Consider the following 23,588-nt stretch of genomic DNA (forward strand, 5'->3'; position numbering starts at 1 on the left):
CCGGAGCGCCGCCGCTCCGGCACCCGAAAGGAGCGACACCCGCCGGACGTCCTGCCCATGCGCATCGCCGAGATGGACACCCCGCTCGCCGGGCCCGTCGTCGACGCGCTGACGACGGCCGTCACCCGCGGCGACACCGGATACGCGCTCCCCGGCCGCCTCCCCGCGGCCTTCGCCGGGTTCGCGGCGCGCCGCTACGGCTGGCGCCCCGACCCCTCCACGGCACGACTGGTCCCGGACATCATGTCCGGCATCGTGGAGGTCCTCCGGATCGTCACCGAACCCGGGGACCGCGTCGTCGTCAACACCCCCGGCCACCCGCCCGCCTTCTCCTGGCTCGAACGCATCGGCCGCCGGGTGGTCACCAGCCCGCTGGCCCACGGGCCCGGCGGGCACCGCCTCGACCTGGACCGGCTGGAGCACGGCTTCGCCTCGGGCGCGCGGGCGTACCTGCTGTGCAACCCGCACAACCCCACCGGCCTGGTGCTCAGCCGCGAGGAGCTGACCCAGGTCGCCGTGCTGGCCGACCGCCATGACGTACGCGTCGTCACCGACGAGATCCTTGCGCCCCTCACCTATCCGGGCCACCGGCACGTGCCGTTCCCGTCCCTGGACCACCCGGCGGCGGCGCGTTCCGTCGCCTTCGTCTCGGCGTCCAAGGCCTGGAACGTGGCCGGGCTCAAGGCCGCGCTGGCGGTCCCAGGGCCGGACGCCCGCGCCGACGTGGCGGCGATCCACGAGACGGTCAGCGAAGGGGCCGGGCTGTTCGGCGTGCTCGCCTCCGAGGCCGCCTTCACCCACGGCCTTCCCTGGCTCGAGCACGTGATCACCGCCCTCGACGGCAACCGGCGGCTGCTCGTCGACCGGCTGGCCGTCCTGCTGCCCGGCGTCGGCCACCACCCGCCGCAGGGCGGCTATGTCGCCTGGCTCGACTGCCGGTCGCTGGGCCTGGGCGACGACCCCGCCCAGGTGTTCCTCGACGAGGGCAGGGTCGGCCTGTCGTCCGGGCTGCGGTTCGGGCCGGAGGGGTGCGGGTTCGTCCGGCTCAACTTCGCCACCTCACCGGCCCGGGTCGCCGAGGCCGTCGAGCGGATGGCCGCCGCCGTCGCCGGTCAGGGGCGGACCGCCCCGAGCAGCCGGGTGCGCCAGTAGTCGTCGAGGTCGACCACCTTGACGACGTCCCCGGTCTGGGGCGCGTGGACCATCTTTCCGTTGCCGGCGTACATGCCCATGTGCCCGAGCCCCTTGCTGAAGAGCAGGTCGCCGGGCTGCAACGCGTCGAGCGAAACGCGTCTGCTCGCGCCCCAGGCCCATTGCGTCCAGGTGGTGCGGGGCAGCTCGACCCCGGCGGTGCGCCAGGCGGCCTGGGTGAGGCCGGAGCAGTCGAAGGAGTTCGGGCCCTCGGCGCCGTACTGGTAGGGCTTGCCGACCTGGGCGAAGGCGAACTGCAACGCCTGGCGGGCGTTTCCGGAGGCCGAGCCGGTGTACCTGATGCCGGCGCTGTTCGGATCGCCGGCCCGGAAGGCGCCCAGCCTGCGCAGGAGCTTCGTCTGCGCCTCGACCAGCTTGTCGACCTTCGCCTTCTCCGCCCGCACCTTGTCGCGCGCCGCGTCGGCCTCGGCGAGGACGGTCCGGGCCTCGTCGCGCCGGGCGCGCAGGTCCTTGGTCGTCGCCTGGAACGCGGCCAGTTTCGCCGCCCTGGCCCGGGAGATCTGTTCCAGGGCGGCCATGCCGCTCAGGACCTCGTCGGGGGTGCCGTCGGCGACGAAGCGGCCCCAAGTCGTGAGCGGGCCCGACTGGTAGTCGCTGACCACCGCCGAGACGAGGTCTTTGCGTAACCCGTCCGCCTGGGCGTTCTTGCGCGCGACCTCGGCGTTGAGCGCGTCGTACTTCTGCTTGGCCTTCTTGTGCGCCTCGGTGGCCTGGTTGTACTGCTCGACCACCTCGTCGGCGCGTTCGTTCAGCTTCACCAGCCTGGCCCTGGCCTTGGCGGGCGACGGATCGGCCGAGGCGACGCCCGGGATGGAGACCGCCGCGACCGCCGCAAGTGTCACGGCCACTGCCGCTCGCCTCAGCCTCGTCGCCACGACCACTACGATGCCTCCTCGTACGCCTCCATGCCTGAGGCGGAATATTACAGAAGTTCGCCCTGCTTGTTGGCATTTCGCCGGTACTATCCGGCGTAACAGGCCGTCGTTCCGGCTCGTTGGGGGATACGCACGCCGCGTTCGGCGCGTTCACCGGAACGCCGAAACGCCCGGCTCCGGTGGGAGCCGGGCGTTTCTCGACGACCTCAGCGGGCCGCGCGGTGCTCGGCGGCGCGACGGGCGTCGGCCAGCGGCTTGGACGGGACGATCAGCGTGGGCCGCGCGGTGGCGTGCATGACGTGGGTGGACGTGCTGCCCGACAGCAGCGCCCGCAGCCCTTGCCGCCCGCGGGAGCCCAGGACGATCAGCGAGGCGTCGACCTCCTCGGCGGCGTCGACGATGGCAGCGGCGACGACCTCCTCCGGGACCGAGGCGACCCGCGGCTCGGCCCGCAGCCCGAGGGAGCGGGCGAGGTCGGCGCCCTCGGCGGCCAGCCGTTCCGAGGCGTCCATGGTCCTGGCGTCGATGTCCCGCAGGTCCTCCAGGGCGGGATGCCCTTCGAGGTGGGCGGCGAGGCTCTCCAGTGGCTGACGGGCGTACAGCACCACCGCGGACGCGCCGGGGAACAGCCGGGCGGCCTCCTCGACGGCGTGGCGGGCGTCGGGTGAACCGTCGTAGGCGATGAGGATGGACATGGGGATCTCCTTCGGAGCTGTGAGCGTCGAGGTCAGCCGCGGGTGGCGGCGGTCTCGGCGGTGTCGGCGGCCTCGGCGGGTGCGGCGCCCCGCGAGCGGAGCGTCAGCGCGGCGATCAGGGCGCCGGCGACCGCGATCCCGGCGGCTCCCACGAAGGCCGAGGAGAAGCCGTCGGTCAGCGCGGGCAGGTTCCCGAGCTGGGCGGCGCCGTTGGCGGCGGCGACGGCCGTCATGGCGGCCAGTCCGAGTGCCGAGCCGACCTGGTAGCTGGTGTTGACGATGCCGGAGGCCAGGCCGCCCTCCTCGGGACGGGCGGAGGAGATGGCGGTGCCGAGCGAGGGAATGAAGGCCAGCGACATGCCGAGCGCGGCCACCAGGCTGGCGGGCAGGACGTCGACCGCGAAGCTGCCCTCGGGGCTGATCAGCGACAGCCAGCCCATCCCGACGGCGAGCAGGACGAGGCCGGCCACCGTGACGGCCTTGGGGCCGAACCGGTTGATGGCGCGCGGCGCCAGGACGATCATGCCGAGCATGATGAGGACGGTCATCGGCACCAGGGCCGCGCCGCTGGGGAAGGCGCTGTAGCCGAGGACCTGCTGCAGGTACAGGTTCAGGAAGAACCACATCGGGATCCAGGCCCCGCCGAGCAGGAGCTGGGTCAGGTTGGCGGCGGCGAGGTTCGGCGTACGGAAGATCGACAGCCTCATCAGCGGCTCGCGGCGGCGGGCCTGGATCGCGAGGAAGGCGATGAGCAGCGCGATCGCGGCGGCCAGCACGCCCCAGGTCTGGGCGGAGCCCCAGCCGACCTCGGGTGCCCGGACGATGGCGTAGACGGCCGCGCCCAGACCGGCGGTGACGGTCAGCGCGCCGAGGATGTCGATGGAGCCGCGCTGGGACTGGCCGGCGGGCATCAGCGGGCGGGTGGCGAAGAGTGCGACGAGCGCGATCGGGATGTTGATGTAGAAGACCCAGGGCCAGCTCAGGTACTCGGTGATGACGCCGCCGAGGAACACGCCCGCGGTGCCGCCCGCCGGGGCGGCCGCGCCGTACAGGGCGAGGGCCTTGGTGAGCTCCTTGGGGTCGTGGCCGAACAGCATCATCAGCAGGGTCAGCGCGGACGGGGCGATCAGGGCCGCGCCGACGCCCTGGACGGCACGTCCGGTGAGCTCGACCCACACCTCGGGGGCGATGCCGGCGACGAGCGAGCCGGCGAGCAGGATGAGCCAGCCGGCGCTGAACAGCTTGCGTGCGCCGAACAGGTCCGAGAGCCGGCCGCCGAGCAGCAGGAGCCCGCCGAAGGCGACGACGTAGGCGTTGAAGACCCACGACAGGTTCTCCTGCGAGAAGCCGAGGTCTTCCTGGATGCGGGGGAGGGCCACGCCGATGATCGACGTGTCCATGATGACGATGAACTGGGCCGTGGCGATCAGGGCCAGGGCGGTCCATCGCCGGGGGGATGGTGCGGACATGAGCATTCTCCAGCACTACGCCGTACCCCGGTGGGGGATGCGGGCGGGTCTTTGGGTTCCTCGGAAATACCGGTAGGGGGTATCTGGCGATGAACATACATACACCGGGGGGTATCTGTCAAGTCCGCGCGCCGAAGATCGCATCAGCGACACCGCGGAACGGCCGGTCCACGTGCGCTGCCGATTCCTCCCGGCGGCCGGGCGACTGTCGCATACCCGCAGCTCCGGGGCTCTATGGCGACGCGTCGGAGGGCGGGGTGACGCGTCACGGAGCCGCGGCGGGGGGCGTGTCGGGGCGGGGTTGCGCGGGACTAGTCGCGCGGCATGCGGGGCGGGGGTATGTGGGACACGTCACCGGTCGGCTGTGTGCGGGGCGTGTCGGGACGCGGGGGTGTGCAGGGCAGGTCGCGCCGTATGCGGTGTGGGGGGTGCGTGACGCGCAAGAGGGCCAGGTGTGCGGGACGCAGTACGGGGCCGCGGCCTTGGGCGTGTCGGATGGCGTGGGTATGCGCGCAGTATGCGGGGTGGGGGTATGTGGGACGGGTCAGGGGGCGGGGTGTGCGGGCGAGGGGTATGCGGAGAAGCGTCCAGGGGGGCTGGGGGCTTTGAGTGCCGGGAAGCCGGGTGTGTGGGCTGCGTGTCGCGAGGGGCGGGATGTCGCGCTCTCCTGGTCGGGGACGGGGACCGCCCGTGGTGGCGCCAGGAAATCCGGCTCATGGCCGCGAGCCGGGCGAGCCGGGGGCGTTGTGTTCTGCGGGCTCGGCGTCGAGAGGCGGCCCTTGCGGTGGCGGGAGAGGCCCGCTCATGGCGGCGGGACGGGTGTCCGCGAGCGGGCCCGCCTCTCGTCCGGGATCCCTGGGTGATCGCGGACGGCGGCGGGTCGGCTCATGTCGTGCCTGGGGCGACGGCCGGTCAGTGGCCGTGGTGGCCCTGGTGACCTTGGTGGTCCTCATGACCTTGGTGGCCGCCGTGGCCGCCGTGGCCGCCGTGGCCGCCGTGGTCGCCGTGGTCGCCGTGGCCCTGGTGGTACTGGTGGATCACGGCGTGGCCCTTGCCGCGGGAGATCAGCCACTTGTTCACCGGCGTCGTCAGCAGGAACGCCACCAGCAGCGACCCGGCCAGCGCCACCCAGAACAGCCAGTTGGCCAGCCCGGCGTCCATGGCGCCCGGCACGGTCACCATCACGGTGTTGTCCAGCACCTCCATCACCGCGATCGAGATGGTGTCGGCGGCCAGCGCCACCTTCAGCGCCGCCTTGAAGTCCAGCCCGGCGCGCAGGACGCCGCGCATGGTCAGCGCGTAACCGAACACGAAGGCCAGCGCCACCGAGAGGATCACGGTGGCGAGGTTGGACAGGCCGACCGCGGTGCCGATCACCATGCCGAGCACTTCGCCGATCGCGCACCCGGTCAGGCAGTGCAGGGTCGCCTGGGCGGCCATGGCCCACGTGGCGGCGGGCGGAGCGGCGTGATGTTGCTCGGACGAGGAGGAGGGAGGGTGATGTCCACTATGGTCCATGGTGATACTCCTTAGGTGGGGTGACCGAGTTTAGGGGTATGGGGTATGCCGGTAAAGAGGGAGGTGAGCCTCCTGCCGGCGGCGTGTAGGCGAAGAGAGAGGTCGGGAATCGGCTTCGCACGGACGGACCATCCTACTATTCTGCATAGTAGCTATCCCTGTTGGCGTGCAGGGCGCGGGCATGGCCCCGACGCCGTCCGATCCTCACGGCCTGCGCGGATCCGTCTCAGGAACAGCCCGCCCCCGTTCGGGCGGGCATGAACAGTCGAGGGCACGGTGGCGTGGTGGCTGCGCTGGACCGTGCCCTGTGGCTCCACGGAGCTGTTCGTCCAGGCATTCGTCACGCTGCTCGACGCGGTCGGCCGGGCCGGGGGCCGTCGCGGCGACGATGCTCTGCATGGAGAAAGGCCGCCACCGCCGCGGCCATGGCGGTGCGACCGTTCGCGGGTGCCGTGCAGCACTGGCCGCGGTGGGGCGTCGCCTGACGGCCGTCCGAAACTAAGGAAAGTAGTAGGTCAGAGGGACAGCAGTGAGTGGCAGTGGTGGGCCAGGAACGAGCCGACCCCCGGCGCCAGCGCCACCGCCGCGGGCCCGCCGAGCAGCGCGCTGACCGCCAGCAGCCCGGTCAGCCGTTCGCGGCGGCCGAGCGGTTCCTCGGGGCCGAGCAGCCGGCGTACGCGGCTGAGCGCCGTCTCCCCGCCCGCCCCGAGCGTGAACGCGGGCGCGCGCCCGGTGGCCAGGCTCACCAGCGCCGCGGCGATCTGGGCGCGCGGGTGGCGGCGGGCCGCGACGTCGTCGGCGAGCAGCTCGACCAGCCGGGCGATCTCGGTCCTGGCCCGCTCGAACAGCGGCACCCTGGGGAAGGCCCGCACCAGGGCCTCGGCCCCGGCCAGCACCAGATGATGACGGCCGCGCAGGTGCGCCCGCTCGTGCTCCAGCACGGCGGCGATCTGCTCCGGGGTCAGGGCCCGCAGCGCGCTCGTGGTGATGACCGTCTGCGCGCGCCGGCCCGGCACGCAGTACGCCAGCCGCTCGTCGTAGTCGATCACCACCACGCCCAGCTCGGCGTCGCGCCGCCCGAGCAGCCGCAACATGGCGGCGTGCCGGCGACGCTCCACGGCGGCTTTCACCAGCACCGTCCCGCCGCACCAGAGCACCCTGGCCAGGACCGCGCCGGCCGCCAGCATGGCCGCGAACCCCACCCGGGACACGCCCGAGCCGTCGCCCAGCATGTCGGCGCACGCCTCGAACAACCCCGCCAGCCCGTGGCCCACGATCTCGGCCGGCACGGCGAAGGCCAGCGCGGCCAGCACGGCCGAGGCGACCACGGACGCCGCCCCCGCCTGCCACAGCGCGATCGCCAGCCGCGGCGCCCGGTCGGACCATTTCGCGGCCCGCTGCCCCAGCACGGGCAGCCAGAGGGCCGCCACCACCGTGTAACAGGCCAGGACGACGGCGGCGATCATGCGGGCCGGCCCCGGTGCGGGTAGACCTGCAGGGCCGCCTCCAGCGCCGCGGCCTCCTCGGGGGTGAGCCGTTCGAGGAAGTGCACGAGGGTGGCGGCCTGGTTGCCGCTGCCCGCGAGCGCGCGGCGCATCAGGTCGGCGGTGTAGGCCTCCTTGGAGGCGACCGGTTCGTAGACGTAGGCGCGGCCGACGGCCTCGCGCCGGAGCATGCCCTTGGTGTGCAGCTTGTCCATCACGGTCATGACCGTGGTGTAGGCGATGGTCCGCCGCTGCTTGAGGTCTTCGAAGACGTCGCGGACGGAGGCGGGACGCCGCCTGGCCCACATCCAGTCCATGATCGTGGATTCGAGCTCGCCAAGGCCACGCATCATGCCGGTCATGCTACCCGCGGTCGTAGTCAGAGCGCCTCGCCCGCGGCGATGGACCGCTTGAGCCTGATCAGGTCCTTCGGCGCGTTGACGGCGACCGCGCCCACCAGCACGCCCTCACGGGCGAAGGCCACGGCGAAGCGGTCCTCCTCCGGGTCGCCGGCGACGACGCGCGCCTCGTCGGCCAGATGGGGCAGCCCGGCCGTCTGGATGCGGGCGCCGTGCACGTGGGTGGCGAAGTTGGGCACGTCCGCGAACGGCTGCGCCTCGTCGGGCCCGGCCAGCAGGTTGCGGGCGGCCACCGCGCCCTGCTCGTTGGCGTTGGACCAGTGCTCGACGCGGATCAGGGCGTCGCCGTACAGACGGTGCGGCCAGCGGGCCACGTCGCCCGCCGCGACGACGTTCACCGAGCCGGCGGCGTACAGCGTCGGCTCGCACAGCACGCCGTCGTCCACGGCCAGGCCGCTGCCCGCCAGCCATTCGGTGTTGGGCGTCACGCCCATGCCGCCGACGACCAGGTCGGCGGAGAGAACGCGGCCGTCGCCGAGCCGCACCTGACCGCCGGTCACCTCGGTGACACGGACGCCGGTGACGAGTTCGACGCCGTTGCGCTCGTGGTGCCCGGCCAGCCAGCGCGCCGCCTCGGCGCCGAGGCCCGCGTGCATGGGGTGCGGGCCGGAGTCGACCAGGGTGACCTTGCGGCCGAGCTGCCTGGCCGTGGTCGCCACCTCGCCCCCGATGAACCCGCCGCCGATGACCAGCACGTGCTCGTGGCCGGACTCCAGTTCGGCGCGCAGGGCCAGGGCGTCCTCGAGGGTGCGCAGGGTGTGCACGCCGTCGAGCCGCCTGGGACGGGCGCCGCTCGCGACGACCAGGCCGTCGTAGCCGAGCTCGGCGCCGTCGTCGAGGACGACCGTGCGGCTCGTGGCGTCCAGGCGGACGGCCTGCCTGCCGCGCAGCCAGTCGTCACCGAGCTCCTCCGCGCCGGGGAGCGTGACGTCCTCGTCGCCGCGCAGGACACTCTTGGACAGCGGCGGCCGGTTGTACGGCACGTGCGCCTCCGCGCCGACCAGCGTGAGCACGCCGTCGAAGCCCTCCCGGCGCAGGGTCTGGACGGCCCGCAGCCCCGCCAGCGAGGCGCCGACCACAACGATCTTGTCAAGGGTTCTCATGCGGGACAACGATACCGGGTGGGGGTATAGGTGAGGCAATGTGACGCGCGTCTCATATACCCCACCGCCGTATGGCTTGCCTTTCCGGAAGATCGGGCGTACGTTCTCTTCGACATACCCGGCCGGGGTATTACGAGAGGAGCGAGGCGATGAGCACGAAGACCTACACGGTGTCCGGAATGACCTGCGGCGGCTGCGCGGGCACCGTCAAGACCGAGATCGGCAAGGTCGCCGGGGTCTCCTCGGTCGACGTCGAGCTGGCCACGGGGCAGGTGACCGTCACCTCGACCGACGCCCTCGACGACGCGAAGATCAGGGACGTCGTCGAAGAGGCGGGCTACGAGCTGGTGGCCGGCTGAGCCGGCGAGACCACCGAAGCGGCGCCGGGCCGACCCCGGCGCCGCTTCGGCATGTCCGGGGCTGATCCCGCCGGCGGTTCGGCTTGGTCGGCGGGATCGGCGCCGGGCCGGTTCAGGGCTCGCGGGTCAGCACCTGGTGGAGGCCCCGGCAGGCCCGGGTGAGCGAGGTCGAGCCGCGTCTGCCCGCGTGGGCGGCCACCTCCGGGATCCCGCCGCGCGCGCCGGCCCACATGGCGACCTCCGTGGCCAGCACGACGGCGTTGGTGTGCGCACCCCGGGCCCGCTCGCCCTCGCGCGGGAGGAGGACGGCCAGGAAGTGGCGCAGGATCGTCCACACCTCGGCGTGCGCGCCCTGTCGGGCGGCCAGTTCCAGTGACGGCAGGGCGAGGCCGGCCCCGGAGCCGTTGCGGCGGCTCAGCATGCCCAGCAGGCGGCCCGTCTCAGCGGCGGGGAGCGCGCCCCTGGCCGCCAGTTCGAGCAGCGGGGGCACCGCGTCGTCGCCCTTCACGGTGAGCAGGTAGGCCAGGACCAGGGCCGTGGCCGGGCCGGATCCGCCTTCGGCCAGCGCCAGGCCGCGCAGGTCGTCGATGCCGGGCGGAACCGCGTGGTCGAGCAGGCCGAGCGCCAGGTGGGCCGCCGTGAGCTCCCGGTGGTGGGGCGTCATGCCCGGCCAGAAGTCACGTGCCCCGCGCCGGAAGTCACGCCTCCCGGAGGGCGCGGCCAGCAGGGCGTCGACGTGGGCGAGGCCGGTGGGCTCGGCAGGCGGCCAGCTCACGCCGGTGATCCCGCGCCGGTCGAGGACATGGTCGTGGGGCACGGAGCCCGGATCGGTGGTCCAGGTCACCTCGACCCGCGGGGGAGAAGGCGCGCCCCGGCCGAGCCGGCGGGCCACCGTGGCGGCGGCCGCCGAGCCGATGCCCTTCGCCCGTTCGGCCAGGTCGGGGGCGGGATCGGGCGGCAGGCGCAGCAGGGCCTGTGCCAGGTCGAACGGCAGCGGTTCGCGGCCGGAGCGCGCGCACCCGGCCAGGCGGCTGAGCAGGGTCTCGGGGTCGAGGTGACCGTCGGTGCGGGTGGGCGTGGCCAGCAGGACCGGGGGCAGGGCTCCGGCCTTCGCGGCGCGCAGCAGCTCGTCGAGGCGGGACAGCAGGAAGGCGTGGGGGCCGGCGCATCCCTCCCGGTGGGGGAGGCGGTTCCAGTCGGCGGGCGCCGGTCGGGCGGCGGGGTCGTAGGGATCGGTCTCGACGTCGTCCGTCCGCAGCAGCTCCTCCTGCACGTCGTCGGGCAGGTCGTGCAGCGGGAGCATCGTGCGCAGGCCGGGGAGCAGCCGGAAGGCCGTGGCCGCGAGGTTCACCATGCCGTCGTACAGGGCCTGCCCGAAGTCGTCGGGCGAGCCGGGCCCGCTCCGGTACGGCGGCCACCGCCGCGGCGGACGCGAGCCGGGCGGCCCCGGGTCCTCGCCCGGGTTGACGAGCTCCCTGGCCAGCGCGGTGCACCAGTCGCGCGGCGACTCCCACACCGGCATGTCGTAGAGCACCGGCCGCAGCTCCTCGCCGAACCGCCGGGCCAGCGTCTCCCGGAGCGGGCCGGGGTTCGCGTGGGCCTCCCGCACGACCGCCGCCAGCCACGCCTCGACGGCGATCCAGCCGGCCTCCGCCGGCGGTCCGGCCTCCGGGCCGCGGACGGGGAACGGGCCGGGGACGGTGACATCGGGCAGTCGGCCAGGGGTGAAGTCGCCGGTCCCGCCCGCGCCGAAGCGCTCGTGGAGCCGCCGGGCCGCGGCCGGGGGCAGCAGCTCGGCCCCCTCCAGGAGCGCGGCGGTGTCGGTGAGGTGGCCGGCGTACTTGAGGGTGAGGGCGACCGCGCGGTCGCGCACCTCGTGGGAGGCGTGCGCGTACGCGTTGGTCAGCGCCGTGACGTGGTCGTTCACCCGTTCCGGGTGGGGGCCGAGGTCGCGGTCGAGCCAGGTCAGGCCCTTCACCGCGAGCTTGGCCTCCGGGCGGAAGGTCATCGACTCGACGGCCTCGGCGACGTCCGCCGGGTCGAGCCGGGCCCCGCGCACCTGCCGCCAGGCCAGCTCGGCCACCGGGCCCGGCGCGGTGGCCAGCAGCCGCAGGTAGTCGCGCACCCGCCCGGCCGTCTCCGCCGGCGTGGGCGCCACGAGCGTGTGCAGCCGGACGAAGAAGCGCAGGTCACGCGTGTCGCCGCCGAGCAGGAAACGGCGCACGCAGCCCGCGATGGCCTGCTCGCGCGGCAGCGCGCGGCCGGTCAGGGCCAGCCAGTGGGACGGCTCGGGGGTGAGCCTCTCGTCGGCCAGCGCCCGGCCCGCGCCGGCCGCCTCGAAGATCCGCGGAAGCAGGTGGGGCGTCAGCGGGTCGTCGGCCACGGCCGCCGCCGACAACCAGGCCGCCACCAGCGGCTCGTGGTCGGGCGGGGTGACCGCGCCGTCGCGCAGCAGCGCCAGGGCCAACGGCGCGGCCCGGTCGTCGGGACGGCGGACGCGGCGCGCGAGCCGGACCGCCAGATCGGCCCGCCAGGCCGCCGAGCGGCCGGAGACCGCTCTGACCAGCCGGTGCGGGCTCGGCGCGCCGGACGTTCCCGGATCGAGGTCGCGCTTCATCAGCCACGTGGCCGCGCCGGCCGGGCCGGGAACGGTCGCCGCGCCCACCATCATCAGCGCCTCGGCGGGACCGGTGAGCTGGTCGAAGGCGCCCCAGCGGGCGGTGAGCAGCCGCGGGCGCAGCTCGGCGAGCAGGCCCGGCAGCTCGGCGGCGACGGCGGCCCGCTCGTCGCCGGTGAGGTTCGGCAACCGCGAGGCCAGCCGCTCGGTGTCATGGGCGAGCACGAGGCGCCTGACCTCGGCGCGGATGTCGTCGGTGGTCATGAGGTGGCTCCGGTGAGCTGGGCGTGGAGGCGCCGGCACGCGTGGGCGAAGCGGGTCGTCCGGCGGCTGCGCGCGAACTCGGCGACGACCGGGATCTCCCCGCGCGCGCCGGTCCAGAGCGCCACGTCGGTGGCGAAGGCGACGAGCCGGGTGTGGCTCACGGTGACCCGCCGCCCCTCGCCGGGCAACATCACGGGCAGCAGGGCCCGCATGACGCGCCACACCTCGTGGTGGCCACCGGCCTCGGCCAGCCGGGTCAGGACCGCGATGGCGAGGGTGGTCTCCTGCCAGGTGCGGCGCAGCACCAGCGCGAGCTGGCGGCCGATCGCCTCGGCGGGCAGCTCGCCCCTGGCGGCCATGCGCAGGACCAGCGGGATCATCTCGGGCACCTCGCCGGCCAGGAGGAAGGCGAGGATCACCGCGGTGGACTCGCCCATCGGCCCCTGGGCGATCTCCAGGCCGGTGATCTCCGCCGGAGCGCGCCAGGTGCCCCAGTGGCCGTGCAGCAGGTAGGGCAGGAAGTTGACGGCCACGACCTCGCGGTGGGAGGGCAGGACGGCGGGCCACGCCCACAGCGTGTGGCCGGACTCGCTGCCCATCCAGTCGGGCGGTTCGCGCAGCAGCACCTCGTCGATCAGCCGATGACCGGTCGGCGCCGTCACCCGCAGCACGGGCCGCAGCCTGACCTCGGTGAAGTGTTCCGGCTCACCGTCGCCGAACTCGACCATGGACGCGTTGACCATGTGACGCCACACGTGGCCGCACTCGGGGTCGGCCATGCCGTCACCGGCGAGCCAGCGGGCGGCCGACCGCGCCGCCTCCGACTCGACCTTGGCGGCCCGCTCGGCCGCCGCCGGATGGCGGCCCCGCGGCAGCCGCAGCAACGCCTGCGCCAGGTCGGCCGGGAGCGGCTCCACCCCGGCGGCGGCGCACGTCTCCAGCCGGCCGACCAGCACGTCGGGGTCGAGGTGGCCGCTCGTCCAGGTCGGCGTGGCCAGCAGCACCGGCGGGAGAGTGCCCTCGCGCAGGGCCGCGGCGAGCTCCGCGTAGCGGTGCAGCAGGAAGTCGTGGGGCGGGGCGACCCGGCCGAGGAGGGGCAGCCGGTTGCGCCGCCGCCACTCGTCCTGCTCGGACAGCGCCCCGGGCAGGTACGAACGCCGCCGCGGCGGGACGAACACGACGGTCACCTGCGCGAGCGGCTCGTCCGGGCCCGGCGGGGGCACCGGTTCCCCCAGTCGCATCGCCGCGATCCGGACGGGGTCGACGCCCAGCTCGAGCATCTGGTCGTAGGCGTGGTCGAGGACGTGGTACGGCATGGCCTCCACGGAGTCGTCGTACCGGACGCCGGGCCTCTTCCGCACCGGGCGGGGATCATCGGCCTCGTTCAGCCGGATCCGGCCTCCGGCGAAGGGGATCTCCTGGTCGCCCTCGCGGGCCACCGCCTTGGCCGGGCCCTCGTCGCTGGTCCAGGTGATGACGAAGGCGCGCAGCGGGGCGTCGTCGTCGAGGAAACGGCCGGGCCGGTAGGCGCCGCCCATCACGATCCGCCTGGTCGACGGCTCCGGTTCGGGCTCCTGCCCGCGCGTGACGGCGTGCACTCCCATGGAGTGGCCGGCGCGGTCCCAGAACCTCTCCGGCTGGATCGGCGGGAGCTCCGGCACGCTGCCGGGGGTGACGAGCTCGGCGGCCAGCGCCGACTGCCAGTCGCCGGGATGGAGGCACACGTCGCTGGGCCGCCAGTGGCCGTGGGCCTGTTCGACGTGGAACGCGAGCGTGCTGCGCAGCTCCGCGCGGTCGTCGGCGACGCCGGTGACGAAGGCCGCCAGCCAGCGCTCCTGCTCGATCCACGGCTCGTGCGTGCCAGGGGAGATCGACGGCTCGGGGAAGGGCCGCGCCTGCGCAGGTTCGGGCAGCGGCGGGAACTCCTTGGGCTCCAGCAGCTCCTCGACCGGGATCTCCCCGCCGAACCGCGCGGCCAGCTTCGCACCCAGGTCCGCGGGGAGGCCGCGGACGGCGTCGAGGATCGCCTCGGCGTGCTCGGTGAGCAGGCCGGCGTGTTTGAGGGTCAGCTCGACCGCGCGGTTGCGCACGTCGAAGGACGTGTGCGCGTACGCCGTGGCCAGCGCGGTGACGAAGTCGGCGGCGGTCTCCGGCGTGGCCCGGATCGCCTGGTCGAGCCAGCGCAGGCCGGTGGCGGCGAGCTTGGCCTCGGCCCGGAAGGTGAGCGCGTCGACCGCCTCGACCAGGTCGGCGTGGTCGAGCGGCATCGCGGCGCGCACCTGCGCGGCGGCCAGCTCGGCGACCGTGCCCGGCGCCGACGGCAACAACCGCAGGTAGTCGCGCAGGCGGGGAGCCGACTCCGCGGGCGTGGGATCGAGCAGCGTGTGCAGCCGGACGAAGAACCGCAGGTCCTGCTGCTCGCCGCCGCGCAGGAACCGGCTCACGCAGCCGTCGAGCGCCTGCTCCCTGGGCAGCGTGCGGACGACGGCGGCCAGCCAGCGGGAGGGCCGGGGCTGCAGCGACTCCTCCCGCAGGACGCGGCCGGCGCCGTCGGCGTCGAAGACCCGGGGCAGCAGCACGGGGGCCAGCGGGTCACCGGGCACGGTCGGCAGGGACAGCCAGGCGGCCACCAGCGGGTCGTGGTCGGGCGGCACCGCGCCGGACTGGCGCAGCAGCTCCACGGCCAGCGGCGCGATGCGGTCGGCGGGACGGCGCACCCGCCGGGCCAGCCGGACCGCGACGTCCCGGCGCCATTCCGGCGGACGGGCGGCCGCCACCCGGCACACCTGACCGGCGTTGACGGCCGGCGCCCAGCGGCGGTTGACGTCGCGGCCGGTCATCCACGTCACCGCGGCGGCCGGGCCGGTGATGAGGCCGACGCCGGCCAGCAGCAGCGCCCCGGCCATGCCGTCGAGCAGCTCGCCGACCTCCCAGGAGACCAGCTCCTCGAAGTCGCCGGGGTGCTCGGCGCGCACCTGCTCGGTGCGGACCCGGCGCACCTCCTTGAGCAGGCCGGGCAGCTGCCCGGCCTGCTCGGCGCGCTCCTGCTCGGTGAGCCTGACCAGGAGGTCGGCCAGGCGGCCGACCTCCTTGCGGACGACGAGGTCGCGGATCTCCGTCCAGACGGTCATCGGGAGACCTCCACGGCGGCGCGGGCGACGATCCGGGCGGCCAGTACGTGTTTGCACGGGCCACGGGAGCCGCGGTGGTCCCACCACCACTCGCAGGTGCAGGAGCCGTCGGCCAGCGTGACCTGACGCGTGCCGCCCGAGGTGCGGACGGTGGCCGACTCGCCGTCGAGCCGCACGGCGCCCGCCTCGACGAGGCTGCGCGCCTTGGCCAGCCGCGGGTTGAGCACGATCACGTTGTCCTTGTCGTAGGGCAGCTCACGGTGGAAGTGGGCGGCCTCCGCCAGGTCGTAGCCGACCCGGCCGGCGACGCCGAGCTGCGTCAGCGCGGCCCGGACCCGGTCGGCGGGGATGCCGGCGCGGTCGGCCAGCAGGCCGATCTCGACCTCGGGCTCGAAGTTGAGCAGCATGCCGACCAGGTCGGCGTCGTTCTCGGCCTCGTCGGTGGCCAGGTCGTCGAGCACCGCGCCCTCGCCGGAGAAGCCGCGCCAGCGCTCGGGCGACAGGGTGAGCGTGTAGCGCATGCCCGGCAGCTCCAGCTCCCAGGCGCTGGAAGCGGCGTCGGACGGGCCGTACACCCGCAGGGCCTTGGCGAAGCGGAGCAGCGGCAGCAGGGTGGCGAGCCGGTTGGGGCCGGCGAGCTGGACGGATCCGGGCACCCGGCGGTCGGAGACCTTCAGGTCGCGCCCCGCCTGCGCCACCCACACCGTGCCCTTCCTGGGCAGCCCGCGCAGGAAGCGCACCGCCGCCATGCCGGCCAGCTCGCCGCGCTGGTCCATGCCCGAGGCGATGACCTGCACCTCGGCGAACCCGCGCAGCCAGCGCTCGGGCAGCGGCACCTTCTTCTCCACCACCGCGCCGTCCGTCGTGGTCACGACCAGCTCGTCGAGGCCCACTCCCAGGTGCAGCGGGTCGCGCGCGCCGATGCGCGCCAGCGCCTCCCGCAGCGGGGCGTTCACGTCGACGTTGGTGGTGCCCCGGTCGAACACCTCGCCGTCGAGGGCGCCGTTCAGCAGGTCGAGCCGGGCGTACACGCCGCCGCAGGCCGAGAAGGACTCGAACCGCAGGCGGTCGCCGTTGCACGTCACCACCGGGTCGCGCACCCAGCCGGGCCGCTCCTGCGGCTGGTGGTAGCGGGCCAGCGCCACGTCGGCGACGCCGAGCAGGGCCGCCGCGGCGGGGGCGGCCTGGGTCACCACGCCGCTGAAGAAGCGGGGGGCCACGGCGGGGCCGGACAGGGCACGGCCGCCGGAGGTCGCGAGCCCGAGGCGACCGTCGATGAGGGAGGAGGGCGCGGCGTACGTGTACGCCTGCGTCGCTGAAGTCATGGCCGGGACGATAGATCGCGCCACCGACAAGATCTTCGTGTCGCCGTCCGCCAATCTTGAGGCCAGATCATCTTTAATTCCGGATGGTCTACTCATTTCGGACACACCGGTTTATGCTCTGGGCATCTTGAAGTGGATCACTCCCCGGGAGGCGCCCATGAAGAAGATGACCATCCGCCGCAAGAGCACGCAGCGCCTGATGTCCGGTGCCCGCCGGCTCTGGATCGAGTGGTGCTGGTAGGTGCCGAGACGGCGGGCGCTCTCGGGTGCCCGCCCCTGCGGTCGCCGGTGCGGCCGTGAACCGCTTCGACTGCCATCGCGGCCACGGGCCCTACGCCGGGGTCGCCGGATTCCTCGCCACGATCGCCGCCGACCGTCCCCGCCTGGCCGCCCGCCATCGGGTCGAGCTGTACGCGATCGCCCCCTGGCTCGACCGCACGGCGCGGCCGGCCGCCGAGGAGGAGCCGATCAGGTTCCACCCCGCCCGCCGCACCGCCTGCCTGGCGTACGGCGCCGCCGAGTTCGCCGCCGCCTGGGCCGGCACCCTCCGCCGCCCGGTCACCGTCACCTTCGACCACGTCGCGAACGCCGACGAGACCACCGCCGAACTGCTGGACACCCTGGTCCCGCGGACCGCCGCCACCCCGCTGGTCCTGGACCTGCGTGACGACGGCCCCGCCGAGCCGCCGCCGCTCCCCACGGCCCCGGACGCCGTCCGCGCCGCCCTCGGCGACAGCCTGGCCCGCGGCTTCTACCACCACGCGGCCCGCGTCGCCGCCCACGGACGCGCCCTCGTCACCCCGGACGGCGACCTGCGGCAATGGTGGGCCTGCACCACCGGCCTGGCCACCGCACTGGCGGCGCTGGAGCGCGCCGAGGAGGCGCTCGACCTCTACGACGAGGCCCGCGCCGCCACCGGCGACCCGAAGATCAACATGTCCGCCGCGTACGCCACCGCCATGTTGTACGCCCGCCACCTCCCGGCCGCCCGCCAGGACCCCGCTCGGGCCCGGCACTGGCTGGAACAGGCGCTCGAACTGGCACAGGACGTGGACGACCCGCGCCACCAGGTGATCTCCACCGTCTTCTACGAGCAGGGCCTGGCATTGCTGGACGCCAAGGCAGGCGCGCCCGACCAGGCGCTGCGGCTGGTCGACGACGGGCTGGCCAGGCTGACCGCGGTGCTCGCGCCGGGCGAGCACCCGCAGCACCTGGCCCGCCTGCGGCACAACCGCGCCCAGGTGCACCTGGCACTCGGCGACCCGGAGCGGGCCCTGGCCGACCTGGACAGCGTGATCGCCCACGATCCGGACAACAGCGAGTACTACGTGGACCGGGCCGCCCTGCACCGCGCGGCCGGTCGCGTCCAGCCCGCGATCAAGGACTACGGCACCGCCATCAGCCTGGGGCCGCACCTGCCCGAGGCCTACTACAACCGCGCCGTGCTCCACCTGGAACGCGGCCGTGACGACCGGGCCCGCGAGGACCTGGAGCACGCGCTCGCCATCGACCCAGGCCACCTGGACGCCCGGATCGCCCTGGTCAACGCCCACCTGGAGCGCGGCGCGCTCGACGCCGCCGAACGGGACGCGCTGGCCGGCCTCGCGCTGGCCCCCAAGGACCCCGCGCTGCTGTGCACGCTCGGCCTGATCCGCTCCGAGCGCGGCGAACCGGCCGAAGACCTGTTCACCCAGGCGCTGGAGGGCGACGAGACGCTGGTCGAGGCGTGGACCAATCGTGCCGCGGTGCGCTTCGAACGCGGTGAGGTGAGCGCCGCCGTGGCCGACCTGGACCGGGCGGTGGCCCTGTCGCCCGCGCCCGAGCCGCGCTACAACCGGGGCACCGCGCTGGCCCGGCTCGGCCGCTGGGAGGAGGCGGCCCGCGACTTCGCCGACGCGCTCGCCCAGCCCGGCCTGGACCGGGCGCTCCGCCGCGACCTGCGCGCCGAGCTGGCCCGCTGCCGACGCGCCCGATCCGGCTGACCAGCGGCGGGGCTCACCCCGCCGCTCGATCCCCGGCCGGGATCACCCCCGGCCGGCCTCGTCGCAGGTGGTGTCCCCGCCGGGCAGGACGCCGTCCACCAGGTACCGGTTGACGGTGGCGTCCACGCAGGTGTCGCCCGCGGCGAGGTAGGCGCCGTGGCGGAAGGCGCCGCGCAGGGTGATCATGCGCGAGCCGGCCAGCGCCCGGTGCATGGACCGCTGGCCGGCGAAGGGCGTGACGGGGTCGCCGTCGGCCCCGACGACCAGCAGCGGGACGTCGTTGCCGAGCTCGGTGGGCGCCTCCACCGGTGCGGCCGGCCAGAAGGAGCAGGGGCCGAGGTTGCGGGTCATCGGCCCGAACAGCGGCTCGTCCGCGCGGTGGGCCTGGATGTCGCGGTAGTAGGACTCCAGGTCGCGGGAGGCGGCCCGGTCCGCGCAGAGGATCGGGGTGCCCGACCGGTCCTCGGCCGACCCCGACCCGGTGAACAGGCCGTCGAGCGTCTCCTTCAGCGACGCCGGGACGGTGACCGCGTCGCCGCGGGCGGCGCCGGCCAGCGTCCGCACCTCCGCGGCAAGGCCGCCGTACGCCTTGGCACTGTCGTCGTAAAGGCGGATGAACAGCAGGTAGGGGACGTGGTGGGCGTCGATCCGGTACGCGCCGACGCGCAGCGGACGACGGGACGCGGCCCGGTTCACCCGCTCCACGGTGGCCAGGACGTCGGCCTCGGTGGCGCCCAGGCCGTACTCGGAGTCGCGGGCGGCGGCCCAGGAGGCCCAGTGCCCCAGCGCGGCGTCGATCGCCGGGCCGTTCGCGGACAGCAGGTCGGGGCCGTAGACGTCCGGGTCCACCGCGCTGTCCAGCACGAACCGGTCGGCGCGGCCACCGAACAGCTGCGTGTAGACGGCGCCCAGGTAGGTGCCGTAGGAGTAGCCGAGGTAGGACAGTCTGGGCTCGCCGAGCGCGGCGCGGATGACGTCCATGTCGCGGGCGGTGTTGCGGGTGGAGGCGTGCGGCAGCAGGTCACGGTTGCCCGGGACGCATCCGGCGGCCAGCTCCTTCATGAGGGTCGCGCTCTCGTCGAACGTGCGGCGGGTCGGGCCGGCCGACCGGGTGGGGGTGTCGGTCGTCCACCGGCAGCGGATCGGCGTGCTGCGGCCGACGAAGCGCGGATCCATCCCGATCAGGTCGTAGCGGGCCGCGACGGCGGGCATGAGCCCGCCGAGCAGCGGCTGCCGCAGCCCGCTCCCGCCCGGACCGCCGGGATTGATCAGCAGGACGCCCCGGCGCGCGCCGGGATCGGCCGCCTTGATCCGTGAGATCGCCACCGACACGGTCCGCCCCCGGGGCCTGCGGTAGTCCAGCGGGACGGTGACCTCGGCGCACTGCGCGCCCGCCGCGTCCAGAGCCGCGCCGGCGTCGTCGCCCGGACCGGTCGCGCAGCGGTGCCAGGCGAGCGCCTGGCGGTGGAACCTCGTCACGCCGTCGGTCCCGTTGGCACGCATGACGTCCGCCGACGCCTGCCCGGTGATCGCCATCCCCGCCACCAGGGTCGCGCTCGCGGCGACGGCTGTGACGATCTTTCGTGCACGCACAGAAAGCCCCCTCTTCTGATGATGTCGGCACCGACGCTAGGGGGCCGTGCGGTTGATCTTGATCGGCCGAACGGCCGACCGGGATCGGCCGTACGGACATTCCGCTGTCCTGGTCCGGGCGGCCTTCACCTGGCGAGACGGCCGCCTCCGCAGCCACCGCACGCTCCGGCCGAGGACGCCGTGCGCGACTACGCCGCCCCGGCACAGCGCGGGCGGGACCCGTTCAGTGGCCGTCGCAGCAGGCGGTGCGGGCCTTGTCGAGGTGGGCGGGGTCGTTCCACCAGTGGCCCGCCGTGCTCGGATGGACGGGGACGCGGGCCTTGACCCCGCCGGCAGGCGCGGAGGCCGCGGACGCCGCCTGGTCGGTGGCGGTGGCGGACGGGTAGGGCGCGAGAAGCCGCTCGACGGTGTGATGCCTGCCGCCGACGACGGCGGCGGTGACGTTGGCCGCGTCCTCGATGCGGGACAGCGGGTCGCCGTCGACGATGGCCAGGTCGGCGTACATGCCCTTGGCGATCCGGCCCAGCGGGAGACCCAGGTACGCACCGGACGTGCTGGTCGCGGCGGTGAGCGTCTCGCGCGGGGTCAGGCCGTAGCGGACCATGGCCCGCAGGTTCATGTGCAGGCTGAGCCCGAGGTGGTCGATCGGCGCGTCGGTGCCGGCGGTGACCACGCCACCGCCCCGGATCATCGCCGTGAGCTGCGCGACCTGGTTGGCGAGGTTCGTCCGGACCACCTGGACCGTCGCCGGGTCGGCGGTCTGCGCCGCGGTGACCGTCGCCCGGAGCGCGGCCATCCGCCAGTTCGGGTAGAGCCGGCGCACCCGTTCGTCGGTGACCAGCGAGGTGTCCTCCCGGTACAGGGTCGAGGAGTTGAACAGGGTGGGGGTCCTGGCCATCTTCGAGGCGTTGAACATGGAGATGACGTCGGAGTAGGCCGAGCCGACGTTCGTGACGGTGCGCGAGTAGCCGAACCGGTTGGTGGCGCCGACGTGCTCGGTCTGGTCGCCGCCCATGGCGATCGCCGGATAGTGGTAATGCGAGCTGACCGGCTTGCCCTGGCGGTGGGCCCAGTCGATGACCTCCCGGTGCCAGCCGACCGGCAGCCGCACGTAGCACTTCAGCAGGTCGTAGTCGAGGGCGGCGGCCCGCCGCAGTTCGAGCCGCAGCTGCTCGTGCGAGTACGTCGGGCGCATGAAGTTGTAGTAGATGCGCGCCCCGTCGATGGCCTCGCCGGTGCCCAGGTAGCGCGGCGCGAGCCGGGCGCCGGACTGCACCGACTCCCGTTCCTCGACCATGTGGTACGCGGGCGAGCCCGGCGAGCGCGTGGTGGTGACGCCCAGGGCCAGCCACAGCGGCCCCTGCCGCGACCCGTAGGCGTAGCCCTGCATCTCGCGGTGGTGGTGGATGTCGATCAGGCCGGGCATGACGAACCTGTCGCGGGCGTCGATCAGGTCGCCGGGCCGTCCCTCCCGGTGCGGCTCGATCGCGGCGATGCGCTGGCCCCGTACGACGATGTCGACGTCACGGACGACGCGGCCCGAGACGCCGTCCCACATGCGGCCCGCGTGAATGACGACCTGGTCGGGGCCGGGGTCGTTGCGCCAGGTCAGCCGCACCGGGACCGGCCGGGCGGGTCTCCCGTCGAGGCTCGCCCTCTTGAGACGGCCCTCGTTCAGGTAGAGGAGGGTGGCCGAGTCGCCGGCCCAGACGGGGGCGTCGGAGACCTCGCGGGTGACCTGACGGGCCGCGCCGGTGGGCCGGCCGGTCCGGTCGACGGGCAGCACCCACAGCAGCGACTCCATGGCGAAGGCGAGCATCGTGCCGTCGGGCGACCAGACGGGGCCGTCGTCGCCACGGGTCTGCAGGGACCGGTGGGACGCGGGGTCGACGTACGTGCCGGCGCCCGTGGCCCGGTCCACGAGCAGGATCTTGGACAGCCCCTCCCGGTAACGCCGCGAGTACGGCACCACCGCGGCCATCGCCAGGGTCCTGCCGTCGGGTGACCAGGTCGGGCGGCCCGGCTCGAAGGTCGCGTCGTAGATCTTCTGGCGGTCGCCGGTGGAGACCTCCACGACCCACAGGGCGCCGTCCTGGTCCAAGTAGGCGATCTCGTTCCCGTCCGGTGACCAGCGGACCGACAGGGCGGCGGAGTCGGTCAGCCGGGTCACCTGCCGGTCGGCGCCGGTGTCCAGGTCGCGGACCCAGACGTTGAGCGTGCCGGTGCGGTCGGTGACGAATGCCAGCCGCCGCCCGTCCGGGGAGAAATCCGGGTCGGCTTTCCACCAGCGGTCCCGGAAAAGCGGTTCGGGCGTTCCGTCGCCGCGCACGAGATAGATGTCGTTGAGCGCGCGGAAGGCGATGGCCGAGCCGTCCGGTGAAACGGCCGGACTGCCGATTCCGACGACCGGGAACGAGCCCGGCTCGTCGAATACCCGGACTTTTTTCCGGTACTTCGGAGTGGTCGTCGTCAGCGCGGCGGTGAAGCCGACCGTGCCGGCGGTGGGAGAGCCGAGGCGGCGGACCTTGATGGTGCCCGCGGAGGTGTAGTAATAGCGTCCGTCCGCGGCGAACCGGGCGCGGAACGGGAACACCTCCTCGCCGGTGACCAGGGCGCCCGCGGTGCCGGCCAGGTCGTTGGCGCCCGCGTGGAAGTGGTGATAGGCGAGGTCGGTGCCGTTCGGCAGCCAGGACGGCTGGTGGACGACCTGCCCGGCGGGCACCGTGACCGCGGTGGCGCGCGTGCCGGTGGCGACCTCGACGACGTCGATCCTGGTGTCGGCGACGACGAAGGCGATCCTGCTCCCGTCCGGCGACCAGGCCGGCTCGTACTCCTCGGCCGAGCCGTCGGTCAGCACGCGGCTCGCTCCGGTGGCGACGTCGAGCAGGTGGATGCCGTAGCTGCCGCCCGCGTCGGAGGAGTAGGCGATGGTGCGGCCGTCCGGGCTGTGGCGGGGCTCGCGGTGGTCGAACGGGCCGGTGGTCAGCTTCCTGATCGCGGATCCGTCGGGCCGGATCGTCCACAGGTCGAAGACGCCGTCGCGGTACGACTGGAACACGATCGTCTCGCCGTCGGGGGACCAGTCGGGCTGGGCGATGTCGTACAGGTCGCTGGTGAGCCTGCGGGCGGCGCCGCCGGAGGACGAGCAGACCCACAGGACGCCGAGCAGGTCGAGGGCGAGCAGGCGGCCGTCGGGCGAGGGCGCGACGGCGAAGTCGGTGCCGGAGGTGACGGCCGTCCGGCCGGCGTCCCGCGCCGCACGGGCCCGCGCCGGTGCGGCCGGGGCCAGCACGGCGGCGAGCGCGGCGCCGCCACCCGCCAGGACGGCCCGCCGGGACGGCCCTGACATCGATCCGGACGGGGAGGCGGAGGCGTCGGAGGGAACCGGTGCGTGGGACATCACGAATTTCCATTCCACTGTTCAGATGGTCGGCGAAAGGCTGAACGTGACGACGCGCGATTCATGGTCCCAGACGAATTGCCTGATCGCCTCGGAGTTCATCTGCTCGGCCAACATTGCGTGGCTGGAATATGCCTTCAGG

At 74.1% G+C, this 23,588-nt stretch carries 16 protein-coding genes; 4 read left to right on the forward strand and 12 right to left on the reverse strand.

The genetic code is table 11. The features are described 5' to 3' along the window. Window positions 1-57: 57 nt before the first annotated feature. Window positions 58-1,152, forward strand: a complete 1,095-nt coding sequence (locus ACNF49_RS15345) for a MalY/PatB family protein (RefSeq protein ID WP_482944120.1) — start codon at window positions 58-60, stop codon at window positions 1,150-1,152. On the opposite strand, the gene ACNF49_RS15350 is transcribed toward ACNF49_RS15345, so the two are convergent. The 7 genes from ACNF49_RS15350 to ACNF49_RS15380 all read right to left on the reverse strand — a co-directional run bounded on the left by ACNF49_RS15350 (window position 1,113) and on the right by ACNF49_RS15380 (window position 8,775). Further along, window positions 1,113-2,060: a C40 family peptidase gene (locus tag ACNF49_RS15350; RefSeq protein ID WP_357972384.1), complete on the reverse strand. Its 948-nt coding sequence runs from the start codon at window positions 2,058-2,060 to the stop codon at window positions 1,113-1,115. The genes ACNF49_RS15345 and ACNF49_RS15350 overlap by 40 nt on opposite strands. A gap of 233 nt (window positions 2,061-2,293) precedes the next feature. Then, window positions 2,294-2,782, reverse strand: a complete 489-nt coding sequence (locus ACNF49_RS15355) for a universal stress protein (RefSeq protein ID WP_352356013.1) — start codon at window positions 2,780-2,782, stop codon at window positions 2,294-2,296. A 32-nt stretch (window positions 2,783-2,814) separates the two neighbouring features. Then, a complete protein-coding gene (locus tag ACNF49_RS15360) occupies window positions 2,815-4,251 on the reverse strand; it encodes an MFS transporter (RefSeq protein ID WP_357972381.1) in 1,437 nt (478 codons plus the stop codon). A gap of 912 nt (window positions 4,252-5,163) precedes the next feature. Beyond that, a complete protein-coding gene (locus tag ACNF49_RS15365; protein ID WP_482944121.1) occupies window positions 5,164-5,769 on the reverse strand; it encodes a DUF4396 domain-containing protein in 606 nt (201 codons plus the stop codon). 515 nt (window positions 5,770-6,284) lie between these two features. Further along, on the reverse strand, window positions 6,285-7,235 hold the full coding sequence (locus ACNF49_RS15370; RefSeq protein ID WP_358002588.1) for a M56 family metallopeptidase: 951 nt from the start codon (window positions 7,233-7,235) through the stop codon (window positions 6,285-6,287). After that, the gene (locus tag ACNF49_RS15375; RefSeq protein ID WP_357972372.1) at window positions 7,232-7,606 is read right to left on the reverse strand and encodes a BlaI/MecI/CopY family transcriptional regulator; all 375 of its coding nucleotides are present in this window, start codon (window positions 7,604-7,606) and stop codon (window positions 7,232-7,234) included. Before ACNF49_RS15375 ends, ACNF49_RS15370 begins: the two co-directional genes overlap by 4 nt. 26 nt (window positions 7,607-7,632) lie before the next feature. Continuing rightward, window positions 7,633-8,775 (reverse strand): NAD(P)/FAD-dependent oxidoreductase, encoded by a 1,143-nt coding sequence (locus ACNF49_RS15380; RefSeq protein WP_357972369.1) that lies wholly within the window; start codon window positions 8,773-8,775, stop codon window positions 7,633-7,635. Window positions 8,776-8,924: 149 nt separating this feature from the next. Between ACNF49_RS15380 and ACNF49_RS15385 the strand changes: the two genes are divergently transcribed. Next, entirely contained in the window at window positions 8,925-9,134 is a 210-nt protein-coding gene (locus tag ACNF49_RS15385; protein ID WP_352329364.1) for a heavy-metal-associated domain-containing protein, read from the forward strand. 112 nt (window positions 9,135-9,246) lie between these two features. Here the strand turns inward: ACNF49_RS15385 and ACNF49_RS15390 are convergent, their stop codons facing one another. The 3 genes from ACNF49_RS15390 to ACNF49_RS15400 are packed head-to-tail and all read right to left on the reverse strand — an operon-like array spanning window position 9,247 to window position 16,471. After that, window positions 9,247-12,015: a hypothetical protein gene (locus ACNF49_RS15390; RefSeq protein ID WP_482944122.1), complete on the reverse strand. Its 2,769-nt coding sequence runs from the start codon at window positions 12,013-12,015 to the stop codon at window positions 9,247-9,249. Next, a complete protein-coding gene (locus ACNF49_RS15395; RefSeq protein ID WP_482944123.1) occupies window positions 12,012-15,146 on the reverse strand; it encodes a hypothetical protein in 3,135 nt (1,044 codons plus the stop codon). The genes ACNF49_RS15390 and ACNF49_RS15395 overlap by 4 nt, the downstream gene beginning before the upstream one ends. Beyond that, window positions 15,143-16,471, reverse strand: a complete 1,329-nt coding sequence (locus tag ACNF49_RS15400) for an SWIM zinc finger family protein (RefSeq protein WP_482944124.1) — start codon at window positions 16,469-16,471, stop codon at window positions 15,143-15,145. The genes ACNF49_RS15395 and ACNF49_RS15400 overlap by 4 nt, the downstream gene beginning before the upstream one ends. On the opposite strand from ACNF49_RS15400, the gene ACNF49_RS15405 reads away from it, so the two are divergent. Together ACNF49_RS15405 and ACNF49_RS15410 are read left to right on the forward strand one after the other, a co-directional pair. Next, window positions 16,446-16,712 carry a hypothetical protein gene (locus ACNF49_RS15405; RefSeq protein WP_357972357.1) on the forward strand — a complete coding sequence of 89 codons (267 nt, stop codon included), beginning with the start codon at window positions 16,446-16,448 and terminating at the stop codon, window positions 16,710-16,712. The genes ACNF49_RS15400 and ACNF49_RS15405 overlap by 26 nt on opposite strands. A 55-nt stretch (window positions 16,713-16,767) precedes the next feature. Continuing rightward, a complete protein-coding gene (locus tag ACNF49_RS15410) occupies window positions 16,768-18,453 on the forward strand; it encodes a tetratricopeptide repeat protein (RefSeq protein ID WP_482944125.1) in 1,686 nt (561 codons plus the stop codon). Window positions 18,454-18,495: 42 nt separating this feature from the next. Here ACNF49_RS15410 and ACNF49_RS15415 read toward each other — a convergent pair whose 3' ends face one another. Together ACNF49_RS15415 and ACNF49_RS15420 are read right to left on the reverse strand one after the other, a co-directional pair. After that, window positions 18,496-20,046 (reverse strand): alpha/beta hydrolase, encoded by a 1,551-nt coding sequence (locus ACNF49_RS15415; protein ID WP_482944126.1) that lies wholly within the window; start codon window positions 20,044-20,046, stop codon window positions 18,496-18,498. 223 nt (window positions 20,047-20,269) lie between these two features. Further along, window positions 20,270-23,446 (reverse strand): amidohydrolase family protein, encoded by a 3,177-nt coding sequence (locus ACNF49_RS15420; protein ID WP_482944127.1) that lies wholly within the window; start codon window positions 23,444-23,446, stop codon window positions 20,270-20,272. Between the last annotated feature and the right edge of the window lie 142 nt (window positions 23,447-23,588).

The organism is Actinomadura sp. ATCC 39365 (assembly GCF_054392275.1).